This window comes from Gemmatimonadaceae bacterium, from assembly GCA_019752115.1.
Lineage (GTDB): Bacteria > Gemmatimonadota > Gemmatimonadetes > Gemmatimonadales > Gemmatimonadaceae > Gemmatimonas.
In genome coordinates, this window is record JAIEMN010000008.1 from 33,146 (window position 1) to 48,021 (window position 14,876).

At 67.7% G+C, this 14,876-nt stretch carries 18 protein-coding genes and 1 tRNA gene; 14 read left to right on the forward strand and 5 right to left on the reverse strand.

Going from position 1 to position 14,876, the window contains the following annotated elements; all coding sequences use genetic code 11:
• The first annotated feature begins 110 nt into the window (after positions 1-110).
• The 7 genes from K2R93_03990 to K2R93_04020 are packed head-to-tail and all read left to right on the forward strand — an operon-like array spanning position 111 to position 6,188.
• Positions 111-1,406, forward strand: a complete 1,296-nt coding sequence (locus tag K2R93_03990; GenBank protein MBY0488979.1) for a DUF512 domain-containing protein — start codon at positions 111-113, stop codon at positions 1,404-1,406.
• A gap of 18 nt (positions 1,407-1,424) precedes the next feature.
• Entirely contained in the window at positions 1,425-2,735 is a 1,311-nt protein-coding gene (der, locus tag K2R93_03995) for a ribosome biogenesis GTPase Der (GenBank protein MBY0488980.1), read from the forward strand.
• A complete protein-coding gene (gene plsY, locus K2R93_04000) occupies positions 2,732-3,367 on the forward strand; it encodes a glycerol-3-phosphate 1-O-acyltransferase PlsY (protein ID MBY0488981.1) in 636 nt (211 codons plus the stop codon). Before der ends, plsY begins: the two co-directional genes overlap by 4 nt.
• Complete coding sequence (locus K2R93_04005) at positions 3,367-4,374, forward strand: NAD(P)-dependent glycerol-3-phosphate dehydrogenase (GenBank protein MBY0488982.1); 1,008 nt, start codon at positions 3,367-3,369, stop codon at positions 4,372-4,374. The genes plsY and K2R93_04005 overlap by 1 nt, the downstream gene beginning before the upstream one ends.
• A 1-nt stretch (position 4,375) precedes the next feature.
• Positions 4,376-4,762 (forward strand): MerR family transcriptional regulator, encoded by a 387-nt coding sequence (locus K2R93_04010; protein MBY0488983.1) that lies wholly within the window; start codon positions 4,376-4,378, stop codon positions 4,760-4,762.
• A gap of 26 nt (positions 4,763-4,788) precedes the next feature.
• Positions 4,789-5,547 (forward strand): 5'/3'-nucleotidase SurE, encoded by a 759-nt coding sequence (gene surE, locus K2R93_04015; protein ID MBY0488984.1) that lies wholly within the window; start codon positions 4,789-4,791, stop codon positions 5,545-5,547.
• Positions 5,529-6,188 carry a protein-L-isoaspartate(D-aspartate) O-methyltransferase gene (locus tag K2R93_04020; protein MBY0488985.1) on the forward strand — a complete coding sequence of 220 codons (660 nt, stop codon included), beginning with the start codon at positions 5,529-5,531 and terminating at the stop codon, positions 6,186-6,188. The genes surE and K2R93_04020 overlap by 19 nt, the downstream gene beginning before the upstream one ends.
• A gap of 140 nt (positions 6,189-6,328) precedes the next feature.
• Here K2R93_04020 and K2R93_04025 read toward each other — a convergent pair whose 3' ends face one another.
• Positions 6,329-6,553 carry a hypothetical protein gene (locus K2R93_04025; GenBank protein ID MBY0488986.1) on the reverse strand — a complete coding sequence of 75 codons (225 nt, stop codon included), beginning with the start codon at positions 6,551-6,553 and terminating at the stop codon, positions 6,329-6,331.
• Here K2R93_04025 and K2R93_04030 point away from each other — a divergent pair.
• The 5 genes from K2R93_04030 (at position 6,531) to K2R93_04050 (ending at position 9,093) form a co-directional block, all read left to right on the forward strand.
• The gene (locus tag K2R93_04030) at positions 6,531-7,637 is read left to right on the forward strand and encodes a hypothetical protein (protein ID MBY0488987.1); all 1,107 of its coding nucleotides are present in this window, start codon (positions 6,531-6,533) and stop codon (positions 7,635-7,637) included. The genes K2R93_04025 and K2R93_04030 overlap by 23 nt on opposite strands.
• A complete protein-coding gene (locus tag K2R93_04035) occupies positions 7,634-7,954 on the forward strand; it encodes an acylphosphatase (GenBank protein MBY0488988.1) in 321 nt (106 codons plus the stop codon). Before K2R93_04030 ends, K2R93_04035 begins: the two co-directional genes overlap by 4 nt.
• A gap of 23 nt (positions 7,955-7,977) precedes the next feature.
• Positions 7,978-8,526, forward strand: coding sequence for an adenine phosphoribosyltransferase (locus K2R93_04040; GenBank protein MBY0488989.1), 549 nt, complete (start codon positions 7,978-7,980; stop codon positions 8,524-8,526).
• Positions 8,526-8,996 carry a hypothetical protein gene (locus K2R93_04045; protein ID MBY0488990.1) on the forward strand — a complete coding sequence of 157 codons (471 nt, stop codon included), beginning with the start codon at positions 8,526-8,528 and terminating at the stop codon, positions 8,994-8,996. The genes K2R93_04040 and K2R93_04045 overlap by 1 nt, the downstream gene beginning before the upstream one ends.
• 23 nt (positions 8,997-9,019) lie before the next feature.
• A tRNA-Arg gene (locus tag K2R93_04050) sits at positions 9,020-9,093 on the forward strand.
• Positions 9,094-9,142: 49 nt separating this feature from the next.
• Here the strand turns inward: K2R93_04050 and K2R93_04055 are convergent.
• The gene (locus K2R93_04055) at positions 9,143-9,469 is read right to left on the reverse strand and encodes a MoaD/ThiS family protein (GenBank protein ID MBY0488991.1); all 327 of its coding nucleotides are present in this window, start codon (positions 9,467-9,469) and stop codon (positions 9,143-9,145) included.
• Complete coding sequence (locus K2R93_04060) at positions 9,466-10,581, reverse strand: exo-alpha-sialidase (GenBank protein ID MBY0488992.1); 1,116 nt, start codon at positions 10,579-10,581, stop codon at positions 9,466-9,468. The genes K2R93_04055 and K2R93_04060 overlap by 4 nt, the downstream gene beginning before the upstream one ends.
• On the opposite strand from K2R93_04060, the gene moeB reads away from it, so the two are divergent.
• Together moeB and K2R93_04070 are read left to right on the forward strand one after the other, a co-directional pair.
• Positions 10,580-11,887, forward strand: coding sequence for a molybdopterin-synthase adenylyltransferase MoeB (gene moeB / locus K2R93_04065; protein MBY0488993.1), 1,308 nt, complete (start codon positions 10,580-10,582; stop codon positions 11,885-11,887). The genes K2R93_04060 and moeB overlap by 2 nt on opposite strands.
• 94 nt (positions 11,888-11,981) lie before the next feature.
• Entirely contained in the window at positions 11,982-12,641 is a 660-nt protein-coding gene (locus tag K2R93_04070; protein MBY0488994.1) for a tetratricopeptide repeat protein, read from the forward strand.
• A 571-nt stretch (positions 12,642-13,212) separates the two neighbouring features.
• Here the strand turns inward: K2R93_04070 and dapF are convergent.
• Both dapF and K2R93_04080 read right to left on the reverse strand, forming a co-directional pair.
• Positions 13,213-14,010, reverse strand: coding sequence for a diaminopimelate epimerase (gene dapF / locus K2R93_04075; GenBank protein MBY0488995.1), 798 nt, complete (start codon positions 14,008-14,010; stop codon positions 13,213-13,215).
• Between the two features lie 112 nt (positions 14,011-14,122).
• Complete coding sequence (locus K2R93_04080) at positions 14,123-14,875, reverse strand: polyprenol monophosphomannose synthase (protein ID MBY0488996.1); 753 nt, start codon at positions 14,873-14,875, stop codon at positions 14,123-14,125.
• Between the last annotated feature and the right edge of the window lies 1 nt (position 14,876).

Consider the following 14,876-nt stretch of genomic DNA (forward strand, 5'->3'; position numbering starts at 1 on the left):
TCGGCCACTCCGGTTCGTAGATTTTCTCAGGTGGGCGGCAACGATCCCGTTGTCGCCCGTCTGCTTTGGGGGTGGGTCCTCGGGTCCCGCCCCCCTTCTTGTCCCGGGGCATGGTTCGCGTCACGCGTGTTGAGCCGGGGAGCATTGCCGATGACCTTGGCATCGTTCCCGGCACTGAGCTGCTCGCCGTCAACGAACGGCCGCTGGAGGACTTCCTCGATTGGGAGTTCCTCACGGCGGACGATGCGTTTGTCGTGTCGGCACGCCTCCCCGATGGACAGACGGTCGAGTACGAGATCGAGCGCGAAGGCGGCGAGTCCATGGGGGTGGAGCTGGCGCCGCCCACCGTGCGCCGCTGCGCGAACCGTTGCGAGTTCTGCTTCATCGAGGGGCTCCCGAAGGGGCTCCGGAAGGGGCTCTACATTCGCGACGACGATTACCGGTTGTCGTTCGCCTACGGCAACTTCGCGACGCTGTCGAACGTGAAGGAGCGCGATATCGCGCGCATCCTCGAGTACCGCCTCTCGCCGCTTTACGTGTCGGTGCATGCCACGCCGTGGGAAGCACGGAAGGTGCTGCTCAACAATCCGCGCGTGCCCAACATCGTGGAGCAGATGACGCGCCTGGCGGAGGGGGGCATCCAGTTCCACTGCCAGATGGTGGTGGTGCCCGGGCTCAACGACGGCGAGGTGCTCGAGCAGTCGCTGACGGATCTGTGGAATCTGGGCGATGCCGTGATGTCCGTTGCGCTGGTGCCGGTGGGGGTGACGCAGTTCAGTCACCTGTATTCGGGCAAGCCGATGGACGCCGAAAATGCCAAGCGTCTGCTCGACGCGGTGCATCGCTGGGAAGAGCGCGGGCTCGCCGAGCGCGACGACCGGTGGGTGTTCGGCTCCGATGAGCTCTATCTGCTGGCCGGCGAACCCCTGCCAGATGTGGAGCACTACGGCGAGTTCGTGCAGATCGAGAACGGCGTGGGGGCGGTGACCTCGCTCCGGGCCCGGGTCGCCGAGGGGCTGGCGCAGCTGCCGCGCCTGGAGGGCAAGCGGATCGGGATCGTGACGGGTGTCTCCATGACCCCGCTGATGCCCGAACTGCTCGAGCAGCTTCACGCGGCCACCGGCGCCGAGTTCGTGCTGATTACGGCCGAGAACTCGCTCTTCGGGCCGACCACCACGACGGCCGGCCTGCTGGTCGGTGCCGACATCCGGCGCGTGCTCGCGGATCGCCACGATCTCGACCTCGCGCTGATCCCGGCCGAGTGCATCAACGATGACGGGCTGTTCCTCGACGAGGACACCTTCATTGCCGTACGGGAATCGCTGCCGATGCCTGTGTATCCCTCCTACGATTTCATCGACGCGCTCGTCCCGGAAGGGAATGCGGCGGTGCCTTCCATCGCCTGAGCCCCTGCCTTTCGGATCATGAGTCTTCCTGTCGTTGCCGTCATTGGTCGCCCAAATGTGGGCAAGTCGCACCTCTTCAACCGCGTGATCGGCGAAGCTACCGCCATCGTGAGCGATGAAGCGGGGACGACGCGCGATCGGCATTTCGGCCAGGCCGACTGGGCCGGCCGCAAGTTCTGGCTGGTGGACACGGGCGGGCTGGTCGAAGACTCGACCCTGCCGATGGACACCGCGATTCGTCATCAGGTCATGCAGGCGATGGACGAGGCCGACCTGATGCTCTTCGTGGTCGATGCCAAGGTGGGCGTGCATCCCAGTGACGCCCGCATCGTGGACCTGCTGCGCAATGCGCGGAAGCCGTGGCTGCTCGTCGCCAACAAGGTGGACGACCCGAACAGCAGCGACTTTTACGAGTTCTATCGGCTGGGCGTGACCGACGTCTATCCCGTGTCGGCGGCAAATGGGAAGGGCTCCGGCGATCTGCTCGATGCCGTCGTCGCGGCGATTCCGGAGGCGGAAGTCGAGGAGTCCGAAGCCGTGCGCGTGGCCGTCATCGGCCGTCCGAACGTCGGCAAGTCGAGCTTCGTGAACCGCCTGCTCGGTGAAGAGCGGCTGGTGGTGAACGACGAGTCCGGCACGACGCGCGACGCCATCGACGCGCCGATGCGCTACCACGACCGCGACCTGATCTTTGTGGATACGGCCGGTTTGCGCCGTCAGTCCAAGATCGACGATGGCATCGAGTTCTACTCGGCGCTGCGCACGCGGCGCGCCATCGACTCGAGCGACGTGTGCGTGCTCATGATCGATGCGACTGAGGGCCTGCAGAATCAGGACCTCAAGATCGCCACGCTTGCCTGGGAAGCCGGGCGCGGCCTGATCATCGTGATCAACAAGTGGGACCTGTACGAGGACAAGACCGACAAGAGTTCGGCCAAGTTCCGCAAGGATGCTGTGGAGAAGGCGCCGTACCTCGAGTACGTGCCGTTCCTGTTCACCTCGGCCAAGACCGGGCAGCGCGTCACCAAGGCGCTCGATCTCGTCCTTGAGGTGCAGGAGCAGCGGCTGCGGCGTGTGAGCACGTCGCAGGTGAACGACGCGCTGGCCGAGATCGTGGCGAAGCTGCAGCCGCCGCAAGCCGCCGGGCGTGAGGTGAAGCTGAACTACGCCACGCAGGTGGAAGTCGCGCCGCCGACGTTCGCGTTCTTCGGGAACGCGCCGGAGCTGATCCCCGAGCACTACATCCGCTACATCCACAATCAGCTCCGCGACAAGTGGGGCTTCACCGGTGCGCCGGTGCGGATCGTGCTCAAGAGGAAGAACAGTTGAGCCCCCTGTCCCCGATGCTGTGGATCGCGCTTGGGCTGGCGTACGTCGTGGGGTCGTTCCCCACGGCGTTTCTCGTCGGCAAGGCCAATGGCGTGGATCTGCGGACCGTCGGATCGGGGAACCTGGGTGCGACGAACGTCTTCCGCACGCTCGGGTGGAAGTGGGGGCTGTTGGTCTATGTCGTGGATTTCCTGAAGGGGTTGCTGCCCGTGCTCTACCTGCCGGCGTTTGCCGGGGTGGCGGGGGGGACCTCGGCCTGGGCGATGGCGTTCGGCGTGCTCGCGATCGTGGGACACGTGAAGCCGGTATTCCTGCTCGGCAAGGGCGGTGGCAAGGGCGTGGCGACCGCCAGCGGCGTGTTCGTGGCGCTCTCGCCGGTGGCCGCTGGATTGGCGGTCGCGGCGTTTGTGGTGTGCGTGGCGATGACGCGATACGTGTCGCTGGGATCGCTGGTTGGCGCGGCGGTACTCGCGGTTACGCTGCTCGTGCGCGATGGGTCGACGCTGCTCACGTGGCTCGGGTGTGTCATCGCGGCCTTCGTGTTTTACACGCATCGCGACAACATCGGCCGTCTGCGGCGCGGCGAAGAGCGTCGCATCGGTACCAAATCGACAGTGGGAGGCACGGCCTGATGGGCGGAGGCACGACGACGTGCGCCGTGATCGGCGGTGGCGCGTGGGGCACGGCGATTGCCGATCGCCTCGCGCGGAACGGTCATCCGGTGCGTCTGTGGGCGCGCGAAGCCGACGTCGTGGCCGCGGTGAACACGCAGCACGAGAATCCGCGCTTTCTGGCGGGTCATGCGCTCGCGCCCACGCTCGTGGCCACGAGTGACATGGCCGCCGCGCTGCAGGATGCCGCGCTCGTGGTGTATGCGGCGCCGTCGCATGTGCTGCGCGGGGTGGTGGCGGCCGGTGCCGCCTCGCTGGCCCCGCAGGCCGTGTTGAGCGTGGCGACCAAGGGCATCGAACGCGAGACGCTCGCGCTCATGACCGATGTGGTGCACCAGGAAGCGGGTGCGCATCCCGTGGTCGCGGTGAGTGGCCCCAGCTTTGCCGCCGAAGTGGCGCAGGGGCAGCCGACCGCCGTCGTCGCCGCGTGCACCGATCATGACGCCGCGCGTCTGGTGCAGGCGGCGATGAGTGCGTCGGCCTTTCGGGTCTACACCAGCGATGACGTGACCGGTGTAGAGCTCGGCGGCGCGCTCAAGAACGTGATGGCCGTTGCGACCGGGATCCTCGATGGGCTCGGGCTGGGCTTCAACCCGCGGGCGGCGCTGATGACGCGTGGCCTGGCCGAGATGACGCGACTGGGCGTGGCGTTGGGCGCGAAGGCCGACACCTTCGCCGGCCTCGCGGGGCTCGGCGATCTCGTGCTCACGTGCACGGGGGCGCTCTCCCGGAACCGCGCGGTCGGCGTCGCGATCGGGCAGGGGCAAACACTCGAGCAGTTTCTCGCCGGCAAGGACAGCGTGGCCGAGGGGGTGCTCAACACCCAGAGCGCGAAGGCGCTCGCCGACAAGGTGGGCGTGGAGATGCCCATCGTGGACGCGACGTATCGCATCCTGTTCGAGGGGCAGGCGCCACGGACCGCGGTGGCCGAGCTCATGGCGCGCGAGCTACGGGCGGAGCGCGACTGACATGGCCACGGTCCGCGGCGAACTGGTGCAGGAGTTCTACTCGATCGGTGAGGTGTGCGCGCTCACCGAGCTCAAGCCGCACGTGCTGCGCTACTGGGAGAGTCAGTTCAAGCCACTCAACCCGGCCAAGAACCGCAGCGGCAATCGCGTCTACTCCCGACGCGAGGTGGAACTGATTCTGCTGGTGAAGCATCTGCTGTATACCGAGAAGTACACGATCGACGGCGCACGGCAGAAGCTGGATGAACACCGCAAGGGCGGCTCGCTGCGCACCGCGGCCCGTGCGGCGCTCGAAGTGGAGGCGCTCGAAAGCATCGAACGCGAAGTGAACGACCTGCTGTCGCTGCTGAACGCGCCGTTGACCGACGACCCCCCGCGCGGCGCCTGAGCCTGCGCCGACCCTCATTCCGCTCCATGCGCATTCTCCTCAGCAACGACGACGGTATTCTGGCCAAGGGGCTCGGCGTGCTCGAACGCGCCTGTGAGCCTCTGGGCGAGCTCACCGTGGTCGCCCCCGATCGCGAACAGAGCGCCACAAGCCACTCGCTCACCCTGCATCATCCCCTCCGCCCGGTCCGGCTGGGCGAACGCCGGTGGCAGGTGGACGGGACGCCCACCGACTGCGTCATGCTGGCCTGCGAGGCCCTGCTCGACGCGCGCCCGGAGTACGTGATCAGCGGCATCAATCACGGCCCCAACATGGGTGAGGATGTCCTCTACAGCGGCACCGTTGCGGCGGCGATGGAAGGGCTGGCCCTGGGCATTCCGGCGATCGCCATGTCGTTCGCCGGGAGCGTGCTCCGGGCGGACGCAGTGCTCGAAACACAGATCGAGCGTATCCGGGACTTGCTGCGCCATCTGATCGCGCTGCCGGCCTTCCCGCGCGACACGCTGCTCAACGTCAATCTCCCCGCGGTGCCTGGAGATCAGATCAAGGGCGTGAAGCTCACGCGCCTTGGGCGGCGGGTGTTCAGCGATTCGATCACCCGCATGAAGGATCCGTGGGGGCGGGAGATCCTGTGGATCGGCGGCGGCTCGGTGGAGTGGAGCGGTCCGGAAGATTCGGATTTCCGCGCGGTGCATGATGGCTACATCTCGGTGACGCCACTGCATCTCGATCTGACGCACCGCGATGTCCTCAACACGGCGACGGACTGGTGGCGGGACCTGTAGAGCCGGAGTACCGCGGCGCCCGCCGCCGGCTGGTCGAGGCGCTGCAGGACAAGGGAATCCGCGACCTCGCCGTGCTGCGCGCGATCGACACCGTACCGCGCCACCTGTTCGTGCCGCCCATGGTACGGCATCGTGCGTACGAGGATTCCGCGCTGCCGATCGGCAACGCGCAGACGATCTCGCAGCCGTATGTGCATGCGCGCGCGATCGAACAGCTGATGCTCACCGGGAAGGAACGCGTGCTGGAGATCGGCACGGGCTCCGCATATCAGACGGCGCTGATCGCCGAGTTGGCGGCGCAGGTCTTTTCGGTGGAGCGCTTCCGGGAGCTGCTGGACCGGGCGCGGCCGCTGCTGGCGCAGGCCAACGTGCGCAACGTGAGTCTGTCGCTGGGCGACGGGACGCTCGGCTGGCGTGAGTATGCGCCGTACGACGGCATTGTCGTGAGCGCGGGGGCGCCGGCGGTTCCGCCGGCCCTCGAGTCGCAGCTCGCGGAAGGCGGGCGGATGCTGATCCCGATCGGGGACAAGGAGGAGCAGATGCTGACGCTCTATACCAAGCGGGGCGGGCGCCTCGAGCGCCGTGACATCACGCCGGTCCGCTTCGTCCCCTTAATTGGGGCGCAGGGGTGGCCAGGGTAACTCTGGTTTGCGCCGGTCGCGCTCCCCAGCGCATCTTCGCGAACGGCGTTTCGATGGTGGCCGATGCCGGCCGCGGTCCTCTGCCTCTGGTCTGATCCCGACATGACGACTTCCGCCTCCGCGTCCGGCCCTTTCTCCTCTCAAACAGCGCGCTTTTCGGTGCCGCCGTTTGCCGGTCCCTCGACGGGTTTGGCGAGCGCGGTGCTCACGCCCGCGCCCCGCTGGGATACCGGGCCGTTCGTGCCGGCGCCCTGGCGCGCGAGCATGTCGACGCGACTCGTGGCGACCCCCGCGCTACCGGCAGCGGCCATCGGCACGCCGGTGCGGAGTGCCACGCCCGTCATGTCCGCGGCGCCGATTGCCACGCCGAGTGACTCCGTACCCGCGCTGTTCAGTCACGTCACCGACGAGCATCCGCTCCCGTCGATTCGGGAGTTCCTGAGCAGCGACGCCACCACCGAGCGCGAGACGTCGGGCGAGCTGCCGTGGATCGATCAGTTCCTCGCGAATACGCCGGTGGCGCCGATGGAAGCGATCGCCGGCCCGCCGGATGCCTATCGCTACTCCACGCCCATCTCGTCGCCGGTGATCGTGCCGAATGACGCGCTCGAGTCGGCGATGATCGAGTCGGCGATGATCGAGGCGGCGATGAGCGAGGTGGAGGCCGCTGCCGAAGCGCCTGTCCTTGAGCCGGAGTCCGCGCCAAAGTCGGCGCTGGAAGCGGAGCCGGATGCGGCGCCGATCCAGGAATCAGCATCGCCGTACGTGGCCGACACGTCGTTTGCGCAGCCGACGCCGTTGTACAACACGCCGGTGTCCTTCACGCCGGTCGCGAGCCACACGCCGTTGCGGGTCGATGCGGTGCCGCCGTTTGTGCCACCGTATGTACCGCCGGCGGAGGCATCGGCTGAAGCCGCCGCGGAGACGGAGATCGAGCCGGTGTCCGAGCCGATCGCCGAGCCGGTTGGCGAGCCGATTGCCGAGCGATTCGAGACCCACGCACCGGAGGCGGTCACGGAGCCCGTCGCCGACGAGTGGCCGCTCGCCGAGACGGCGCACGCGCTCGACGAACTCGCGCGCGATCTGTCGGTGAGCGCCGCGGAGGCGGCGGAGAATCCCGCGCGGCTCTTCAGCGAGCCTGCCGATGCGGCGGCGCTCCCGGCGTGGAGCGACGACGATCTGCTCAACATCATGCCGACGCGTCCGGTGACGCCGGTGACGGGCACGCCGATTCACGCGACGCCCGTGCAGGCACTCTTCGCGGAGGAAGCGGAACCCGAGCAGGCCGCCGCCGATGCGAGTGCGATTGCCGCGGCGCAGGCCCTGGAAGTGCTCGCGCAGCGCGTGCGCAACGGCGAGCTCCAGTTGCCGGGCTACGATCCGCGCATGGGCGATGCGGCCGCGCTCGTTTCGGCGTTGGCGGCGCTGTTGGGGATTCGACTGGGGTGAGTGCGCCTGACGCCGGACCGGTCGACGAGGGCGGCGCCACCGGGCATCGTTTTCGGGTGGCCGGGCGCGTGCAGGGGGTGGGCTTTCGCTGGTTCGTCCGTGAGCGCGCCCGCGCACTCGGCGTGGCCGGCTGGGTGCGCAATGAGCCCGATGGCACCGTGCTGCTCGAAGTCGCCGGCGCCGCGGACGCGGTGCAGGCGCTGCGCGAGGCGATTGCCGTTGGGCCGAGTGGTGCCCAGGTGAGTGCGGTGCACGCGGAGACGATCTCGGTCGTCGATGCCGGAGCGCTCCCGCAGCCCTTTGCCGTGCACCGCTGAGCGACGCGCACTATTTTCGGCGCATGTCGAGCACTCTGCCTGCGCGCCTCGCGGCGACCATTCGCGACGTTCCCGATTTCCCCACGCCGGGGATTCTCTTCAAGGACATCACGCCGGTCCTGGCCAATCCGGGGCTGATGCGTGAGGTGACCGCCGCGCTGGCGGCGCCGTTCGTCGCGGCGGGGATCACGCATGTCGTGGGTGTGGAATCGCGCGGCTTCCTGTTCGGCATGCCGCTCGCGCTGGCGCTCGACTGCGCCTTCGCCCCCGCGCGTAAACCCGGCAAGCTCCCGTGGAAGACAGAGCGCGAGGCGTACGCGCTCGAGTACCGCAGCGACGTCCTCGAGATGCATACCGACGCGCTCGCGATCGGCATCGCCGACGGACACCGCCCGCGCGTGCTGGTGATCGACGACGTCCTCGCGACTGGAGGGACCGCGGCGGCCACCTGTCGGCTGGTGGAGCGATTGGGCGGGGAGGTGGTGGCGGTGGGCGTGCTGGTCGAGCTCGCGTTTCTGTCGGGGCGCGCCGCACTTGGCGATCGCACCGTGCACTCGGTGGTGACCTTCTGATGCGCGCGGTGCGGCGGATGGTCGGCGCGTTCGCGGCGGTCGGTGCGGCCGGCTGCGCCTCGACGTCAGCGCGCACGCCGGCGCGCACGCCAGCGGATCGCTCAGCCGCCATGAATGCGCTCGTGACCCAATGCCGCTCGGGTACGGCGACCTACACCGTCAAGAACGAACTCGCGCGGCGCGTCGCGATCTATCAGACCGGCGGCGGCTCGGGCACCATCCCGCGGTTCGTGGACGTGCTCGACGCCGGCGAGAGTCTCCAGATCGAAGGCTTGCCGATCACGGCCACGAGTACGGCCAAGGGCGCGCGGCTCTCGACGGTCTACTTCTTTGGCAGCGACGACATGGGTGGCGAAACGCACCCCAGCCCCCTCCGGTTATTCGAGCAGCGCAGCATCAAGACGAAGATCACCTGCGACGCCCCGAAGCCGCCCGAGCCGGAGTTGTGGGCGTCACACCGGCGGCACTAGTTTCCGAAGCCGTCTGATGGTCCGCCCCCGTAGCTCAGTTGGATAGAGCAGCAGTTTCCTAAACTGTTGGTCGGAGGTTCGAATCCTCTCGGGGGCACCTGACGCCAGCCCGGTGTTCGCGGAATGCGAACCCGGGCTGGTGTGCGTCAGCCCCCGGCCATCGCGCCCACGATCAGGAGCGGCTCATCGCCGCGGCGCACCGCTTCGGGCAGGGGCTCGGCCAGATCCTGATGTGACCAGTCGCGGGCGCAGGCATAGAAGCGCACAAAGGCGCGTCGCTGGCGCGTGCTGCGATCGCGAATGGTGCCGCGCAGCATGGGGTACATCGCTTCCAGGGCATCCACCACGGCGTGCACGTTTGCGGGCGCCGCGAGCGACACGCGCACTTCACTCGCGGCACCGGCGAGCGCGCGCAGGGGCGATGGGAGTACGACGCGGATACACTCCGCGGCCCGGGCTGGCGCGTCGCTCATGCGAGCGTCTGCACCTCGACAGACAGCACCGGCGGCAGATCGTGCACAATGGCCGACCAGTGATCGCCCCCATCGGGGCTGACATACACTTGCCCACCCGTGGTACCGAAGTAGATGCCGCAGCTGTCGAGTGTGTCCACGGCCATCGCATCGCGCAGCACGTTCACGTAGCAGTCGCGCTCGGGCAGCCCGTTCCCGAGGCATTCCCACTCGTGGCCACCCGTGCGGCTGCGATACACACGCAACTGGCCATCGGGCGGAAAGTGGTGCGCGTCGCTTGTGATGGGCACGACGTACACGGTATCCGGTTCGTGGGCATGCACATCGATGGGAAAGCCGAAGTCGGTGGGGAGATTGCCGCTCACCTCATACCAGCTGTCGCCCCCATTATCGCTGCGCATCACATCCCAGTGTTTCTGCATATAGAGACGCTGCGGATTGCTGGGGTGCATCGCGATGCGGTGCACGCAGTGACCAACTTCGGCGTCCCGATCGGGGATCTGCTCTGATCGCAGCCCCTTGTTGATTGGCGTCCACGTGGTGCCGCCGTCGGTCGATCGAAACGCCCCCGCCGCGGAGATCGCCACGTAGAGGCGGTTGGCGTCGGCCGGATCGAGCACGATCGTGTGCAGGCACATCCCACCCGCGCCCGGCTGCCAGTGCGGGCCACTGCCATGGCCGCGCAGCCCCGACAGCTCCTGCCAGCTGGCGCCGCCGTCGGTGGACTTGAACAGCGCTGCATCCTCCACGCCGGCGAAGACGGTGTCGGGCTCGGTGAGCGACGGCTCGAGATGCCAGACGCGCTTGAACTCCCACGGATGCGGCGTGCCGTCATACCACTGATGCGTGCCCGGCACGCCATCGTAGGCGAAGTGGTTGTCCGTGGCCTGCCACGTGCGTCCCCCATCGTCGGAACGCTGAATCAGCTGGCCGAACCATCCGCTCGACTGCGACGCGTACAGGCGATCGGGATTGAGTGGCGACGCCTTGAGATGATACATCTCCCACCCCGGGAAGTGCGGCCCGTCGACCGTCCATTCGCGGCGCGCGCCATCGGCGCTCAGGATGAAGGCGCCCTTGCGGGTTCCGACCAACACGCGAACACGACTCATGCGTGACTCCGGTAGAGGTGGGGACGCTGAACATACGGGGCAGGGACGGGACCGGCCGGATCACCCGCACCGATTGCCTCGCGCCCGCCGCGGCCTCACACTTCGACTTCCACCCGAGCCGGAAATCATCGTGGGTTCAGCCGCTCCGCCAGACGCCCGCACCGCGCATGCCGCGCCGCTCTCCGCCGATGAGCGCGCCCGGTACGCGCGACACCTCATCCTGCGCGACGTGGGCGAGGCTGGGCAACTGCGCCTCAAGCAGGCCCGGGTGCTCCTGGTGGGCGCCGGTGGGCTGGGGTCCCCCTGCGCCCTGTACCTCGCGGCCGCGGGCGTCGGGACGATCGGCGTGGTGGACCACGATCGGGTGGACGTCAGCAACCTCCAGCGTCAGGTGTTGCACGGCACCCGCGACGTCGGGCGCTCGAAGCTCGAGTCGGCGGCGGATCGGCTGCATAATCTCAACCCGCATGTGCAGGTGCAGGGGCACGATGCGTGGCTGACCAGTGCCAACGCGCTGCACCTCATCCAGCAGTACGACGTCGTGGTAGACGGCACCGACAACTTCGCGACGCGCTATCTCGTCAACGACGCGTGCGTGCTGACGGGACGCCCGAATGTCCACGCCTCGGTGTTCCAGTTCGATGGCCAAGCGTCGGTCTTTGCCACGGAGCAGGGGCCGTGCTATCGCTGCCTCTATCCCGAGCCGCCGCCGCCCGGCCTCGTGCAGAACTGCGCCGAGGGCGGGGTGCTCGGCGTGCTGCCGGGGCTGCTTGGGACGATCCAGGCGGTGGAGACGCTCAAGCTGTTGCTGGGAATCGGCGAGACACTTGCCGGCCGGCTGCTCATGGTGGACGCGCTGGGGATGGCCTTTCGCACGATCGCGATTGAGCGCGATCCGGCGTGTCCGGCCTGCGGGACGCGCACGCTCACGGCGCTGATCGACTACGACCAGTTCTGCGGGACGGCGCCCTTGAGGGACACGGGTACGCCCGCGGTTCGTGCGGTCACCGTGGCGGAGGCGCGCGCGCAACTGGCCGCGTCGCGGCCGCCGGGGGTGCTGGACGTTCGGGAGCCGGACGAGGTAGCCGCCGGTATGATCCCGGGGGCGGTGCACATCCCGCTCGGGCAGGTCGCCGCGCGTGCCGGCGAGCTGCCCGCCGACCGCGCCTGGCTCGTGGTCTGCCGGAGCGGCAAGCGTAGCACGGAGGGGGCGCGGCTGCTGGCCCTAGCGGGCCTGTCCGATGTGGCGTCGCTGGCGGGGGGGATGCTGGCCTGGGAGGCAGCGGGGGCGCCGATCTCCCGGTAGTGCGCCTCCGGGGGTGGTGCCTTGCGCGGCCTGAGTACGCTATCTTGCTAGGCTAGTTTGCTGGTCCTTCTGTCCCTTATCCGGCCGTATCCGCATGGCGCAGGCATCCCGTTCCGCCCAGTCCTCCGCGTCCAGTGAGGACGCTCTCGAGTCGCTGTCTACGTGGTTCCAGACGAACAGCAAGCTGATCGGTGGTGTGATCGGCGGCGCCGCGGTGGTTGGCGCGCTGATCGTGGGCTACCGGAGCTGGAGCGGCTCGACGCGTGAGAAGGCGTCGACGGCGCTGTACCAGGCGCAGGGCGCGTTCGCCGAGGGCAAGTGGGCGGAAGCCCAGTCGTCGCTCGAGAAGGTCGCGACGCGATACTCGGGCACCGCCTCGGGGCAGCAGGCGGCCGTGCTGGCGGCGCAGGCCATGTACGAGCAGAAGAAGTACGACGACGGGATCAAGGCGCTCGAGAAGGCGTCGGCCGGCGCGTCGTCCGACTTCAAGTCGGCGATCGAGGCGCTGATCGCGGCCGGGTACGAGATGAAGGGGTCGTGGAACGACGCCGCGACGCACTACGCCAAGGCGGCCGACGCGGCGCCGTTCCCGGCGGACAAGCACCAGTACCAGGCGTCGCAGGCCCGGAGCCTTCAGGCGGCCGGCAAGACGGCTGAGGCCAAGAAGCTGTGGGAGACGCTGGCGGCCATCGACGGCGACCCGGTGCAGCAGGAAGCGAACGTCCGCCTGGGCGAGCTGAGCGCGAAGCCGTAACCCGGTTGTTCACATGACGCGATCTCGCGTCGGAATGTGACGAGGCGGCCCGGTCCACATGGATCGGGCCGCCTTTACTTTTGTGAGCGGCGACCTGGCCATGATTGCCATCGCTCACGGATCGGCGTGGCCAGCATATATCCACGAGAGGGGAGATGGTCACACTTCTGAAATGAGACGCTTTGCTGTGCATATCCGGCAATCATTAGTGCGCATAATACATGTTATGTAAACTAAAGATGGTGGATAACTGTGGGAAAGTTTGAGGAGATTCCCACGCCAGCCTGCACAAAACTGTCTAACCGATTGCAGTACATTCTTTTACGATAACCCCGATAGCCCAGACTGCTCCTCGGGAATCACGGATGGTCAAAGTGTCCACCTCTCCACATTCCGATTGGTGATCTGCGAACCGTGGGCAACCGGCCACCAACGTTGGTGTACGCGTCGCCCGATTCACGCCCGCTTTTGGGCGTTGTGGAGAAAGAAAAAAGTGCGAATCGCTCATCGGTCGTGAGCAATTCGCACGGTGTGGAGACTCAGGTTTTGTGTTCAGCCTGACTCGCGTGGCTCAGCCCAGCTGGTCGATCTGCCCGTGAAAGACGACGCGTCCTTCGCCCTGGAGCGTGGGCTGAAAGCCCGTAGGGATGGGCGTGAGCCGCACGATGAGGTCGCGCCCGGAACTCGTCCGAATCGTCACCGAGGGGCCCGCGTCCAGCCCCCAGGTGGCCAGCAGGATGGCCGTCGCGATCGCGCCCGTGCCGCAGGCCTGCGTCTCCCCCTCGACGCCACGCTCGAAGGTCCGGTAGCGCCACCGGCCGTCGGGGCGCCGAGACACCCAGTTGACGTTGGCCCCCGCCGAGCCGGTGCTGGGATCCCACCGAAGCCCCGGTCCGCGCCCCTCCAGGTCCACGGCGTCGGCATCCTCGCACAGAATCACCAGGTGCGGGATCCCTGCCGTCGCGTACCCGATGCGCAGCTCGCCCGGGACCGGGGCGATGGGCATGCGTGGGCTGATATCGCTGACCGGCTGGAAGTCGATCTCAGGCAGCGCCCCCACTCGGCTGGTGATCAGGCCGGCGCCGGTGGACAGCCGCATCCCGTCGACGCTGCCGAGGCCGACGGCCGCCGAGAGGGCCGTCGAGCACAGGGTGGCATTGCCGCACAAATCTGCCGGCGTACCATCGCTGTTGAAATAATGGATCTGGACGTCCGCCCCGTTCGACACTGGCTCGAGAACGACGATGCCGTCCGCGCCTATCCCGTTGTAGCGATTGCAGATCGCTTGAATCGCCTGAGGCTGCGTGACGAGCGCCCGCGAGACCGTCCGACCGTCGAAGAAGACGAAGTCGTTCCCCGAGCCGGTCATCTTGGTAAACGGCAGACCACACAGATCTTTGATGTCCACAGCTCCCCGCTGTCCCCTGAATCTTTATGGATGAGTTCGCTTGAAGCAGTGGGCAGCCGCGACCCGTGCGAGCTCAGGCCCGGCCCGTCAGCGCCCACCAGCGGAGGCGCCAGACCATCCAGATGGCCTCACGCACAATCCGCTTCGACATCTTCGACTCCCCTTCTGTGCGATCGTGGAATACGATCGGGATCTCCGCGATCCGGAAGCCGCGCTTCCAGGCCCGGAAGCTCATTTCGATCTGAAAGGCGTAGCCGTTCGACCGGACCTGATCGAGCGGAATGGCCTCCAGCACGCGCCGGCGGAAGCACTTGAACCCCCCGGTCCCGTCACCCAGATGCATCCCGGTGACCGCCCGGGCATAGATGTTCGCCCCGTAGGACAGCATGAGCCGGGTCATCGGCCAGTTGACGACCGTGACCTTCCCATCGCGGTAGCGCGAGCCGAGGACCAGATCGGCCCCCTGGATCGCCGCCAGAAACTCCGGCAGATGCGCCGGGTCATGGGAGAAGTCGGCGTCCATCTCGAAGATGTAGTCGTAGTCCCGTTCGAGGGCCCACCCGAAGCCCGCCAGATAGGCGCGGCCCAACCCCTCCTTGCCGGCCCGGTGCAGCACGTGCACCCGGGGGTCGGCCGCAGCCATCTCGTCGGCCAGGCGGCCGGTGCCGTCGGGGGAGTTGTCGTCGACGACGAGCACCTCGAGCCGTGGATCCTGCTGCAGGATCAGCGGCACGATGCGGGTGACGTTCTCGCTTTCGTTGTACGTCGGAACGATGACCAGCCCTTTCTCACCGGTCGTCAGCGCCCCGCGCGGGGGCGTCGCCATG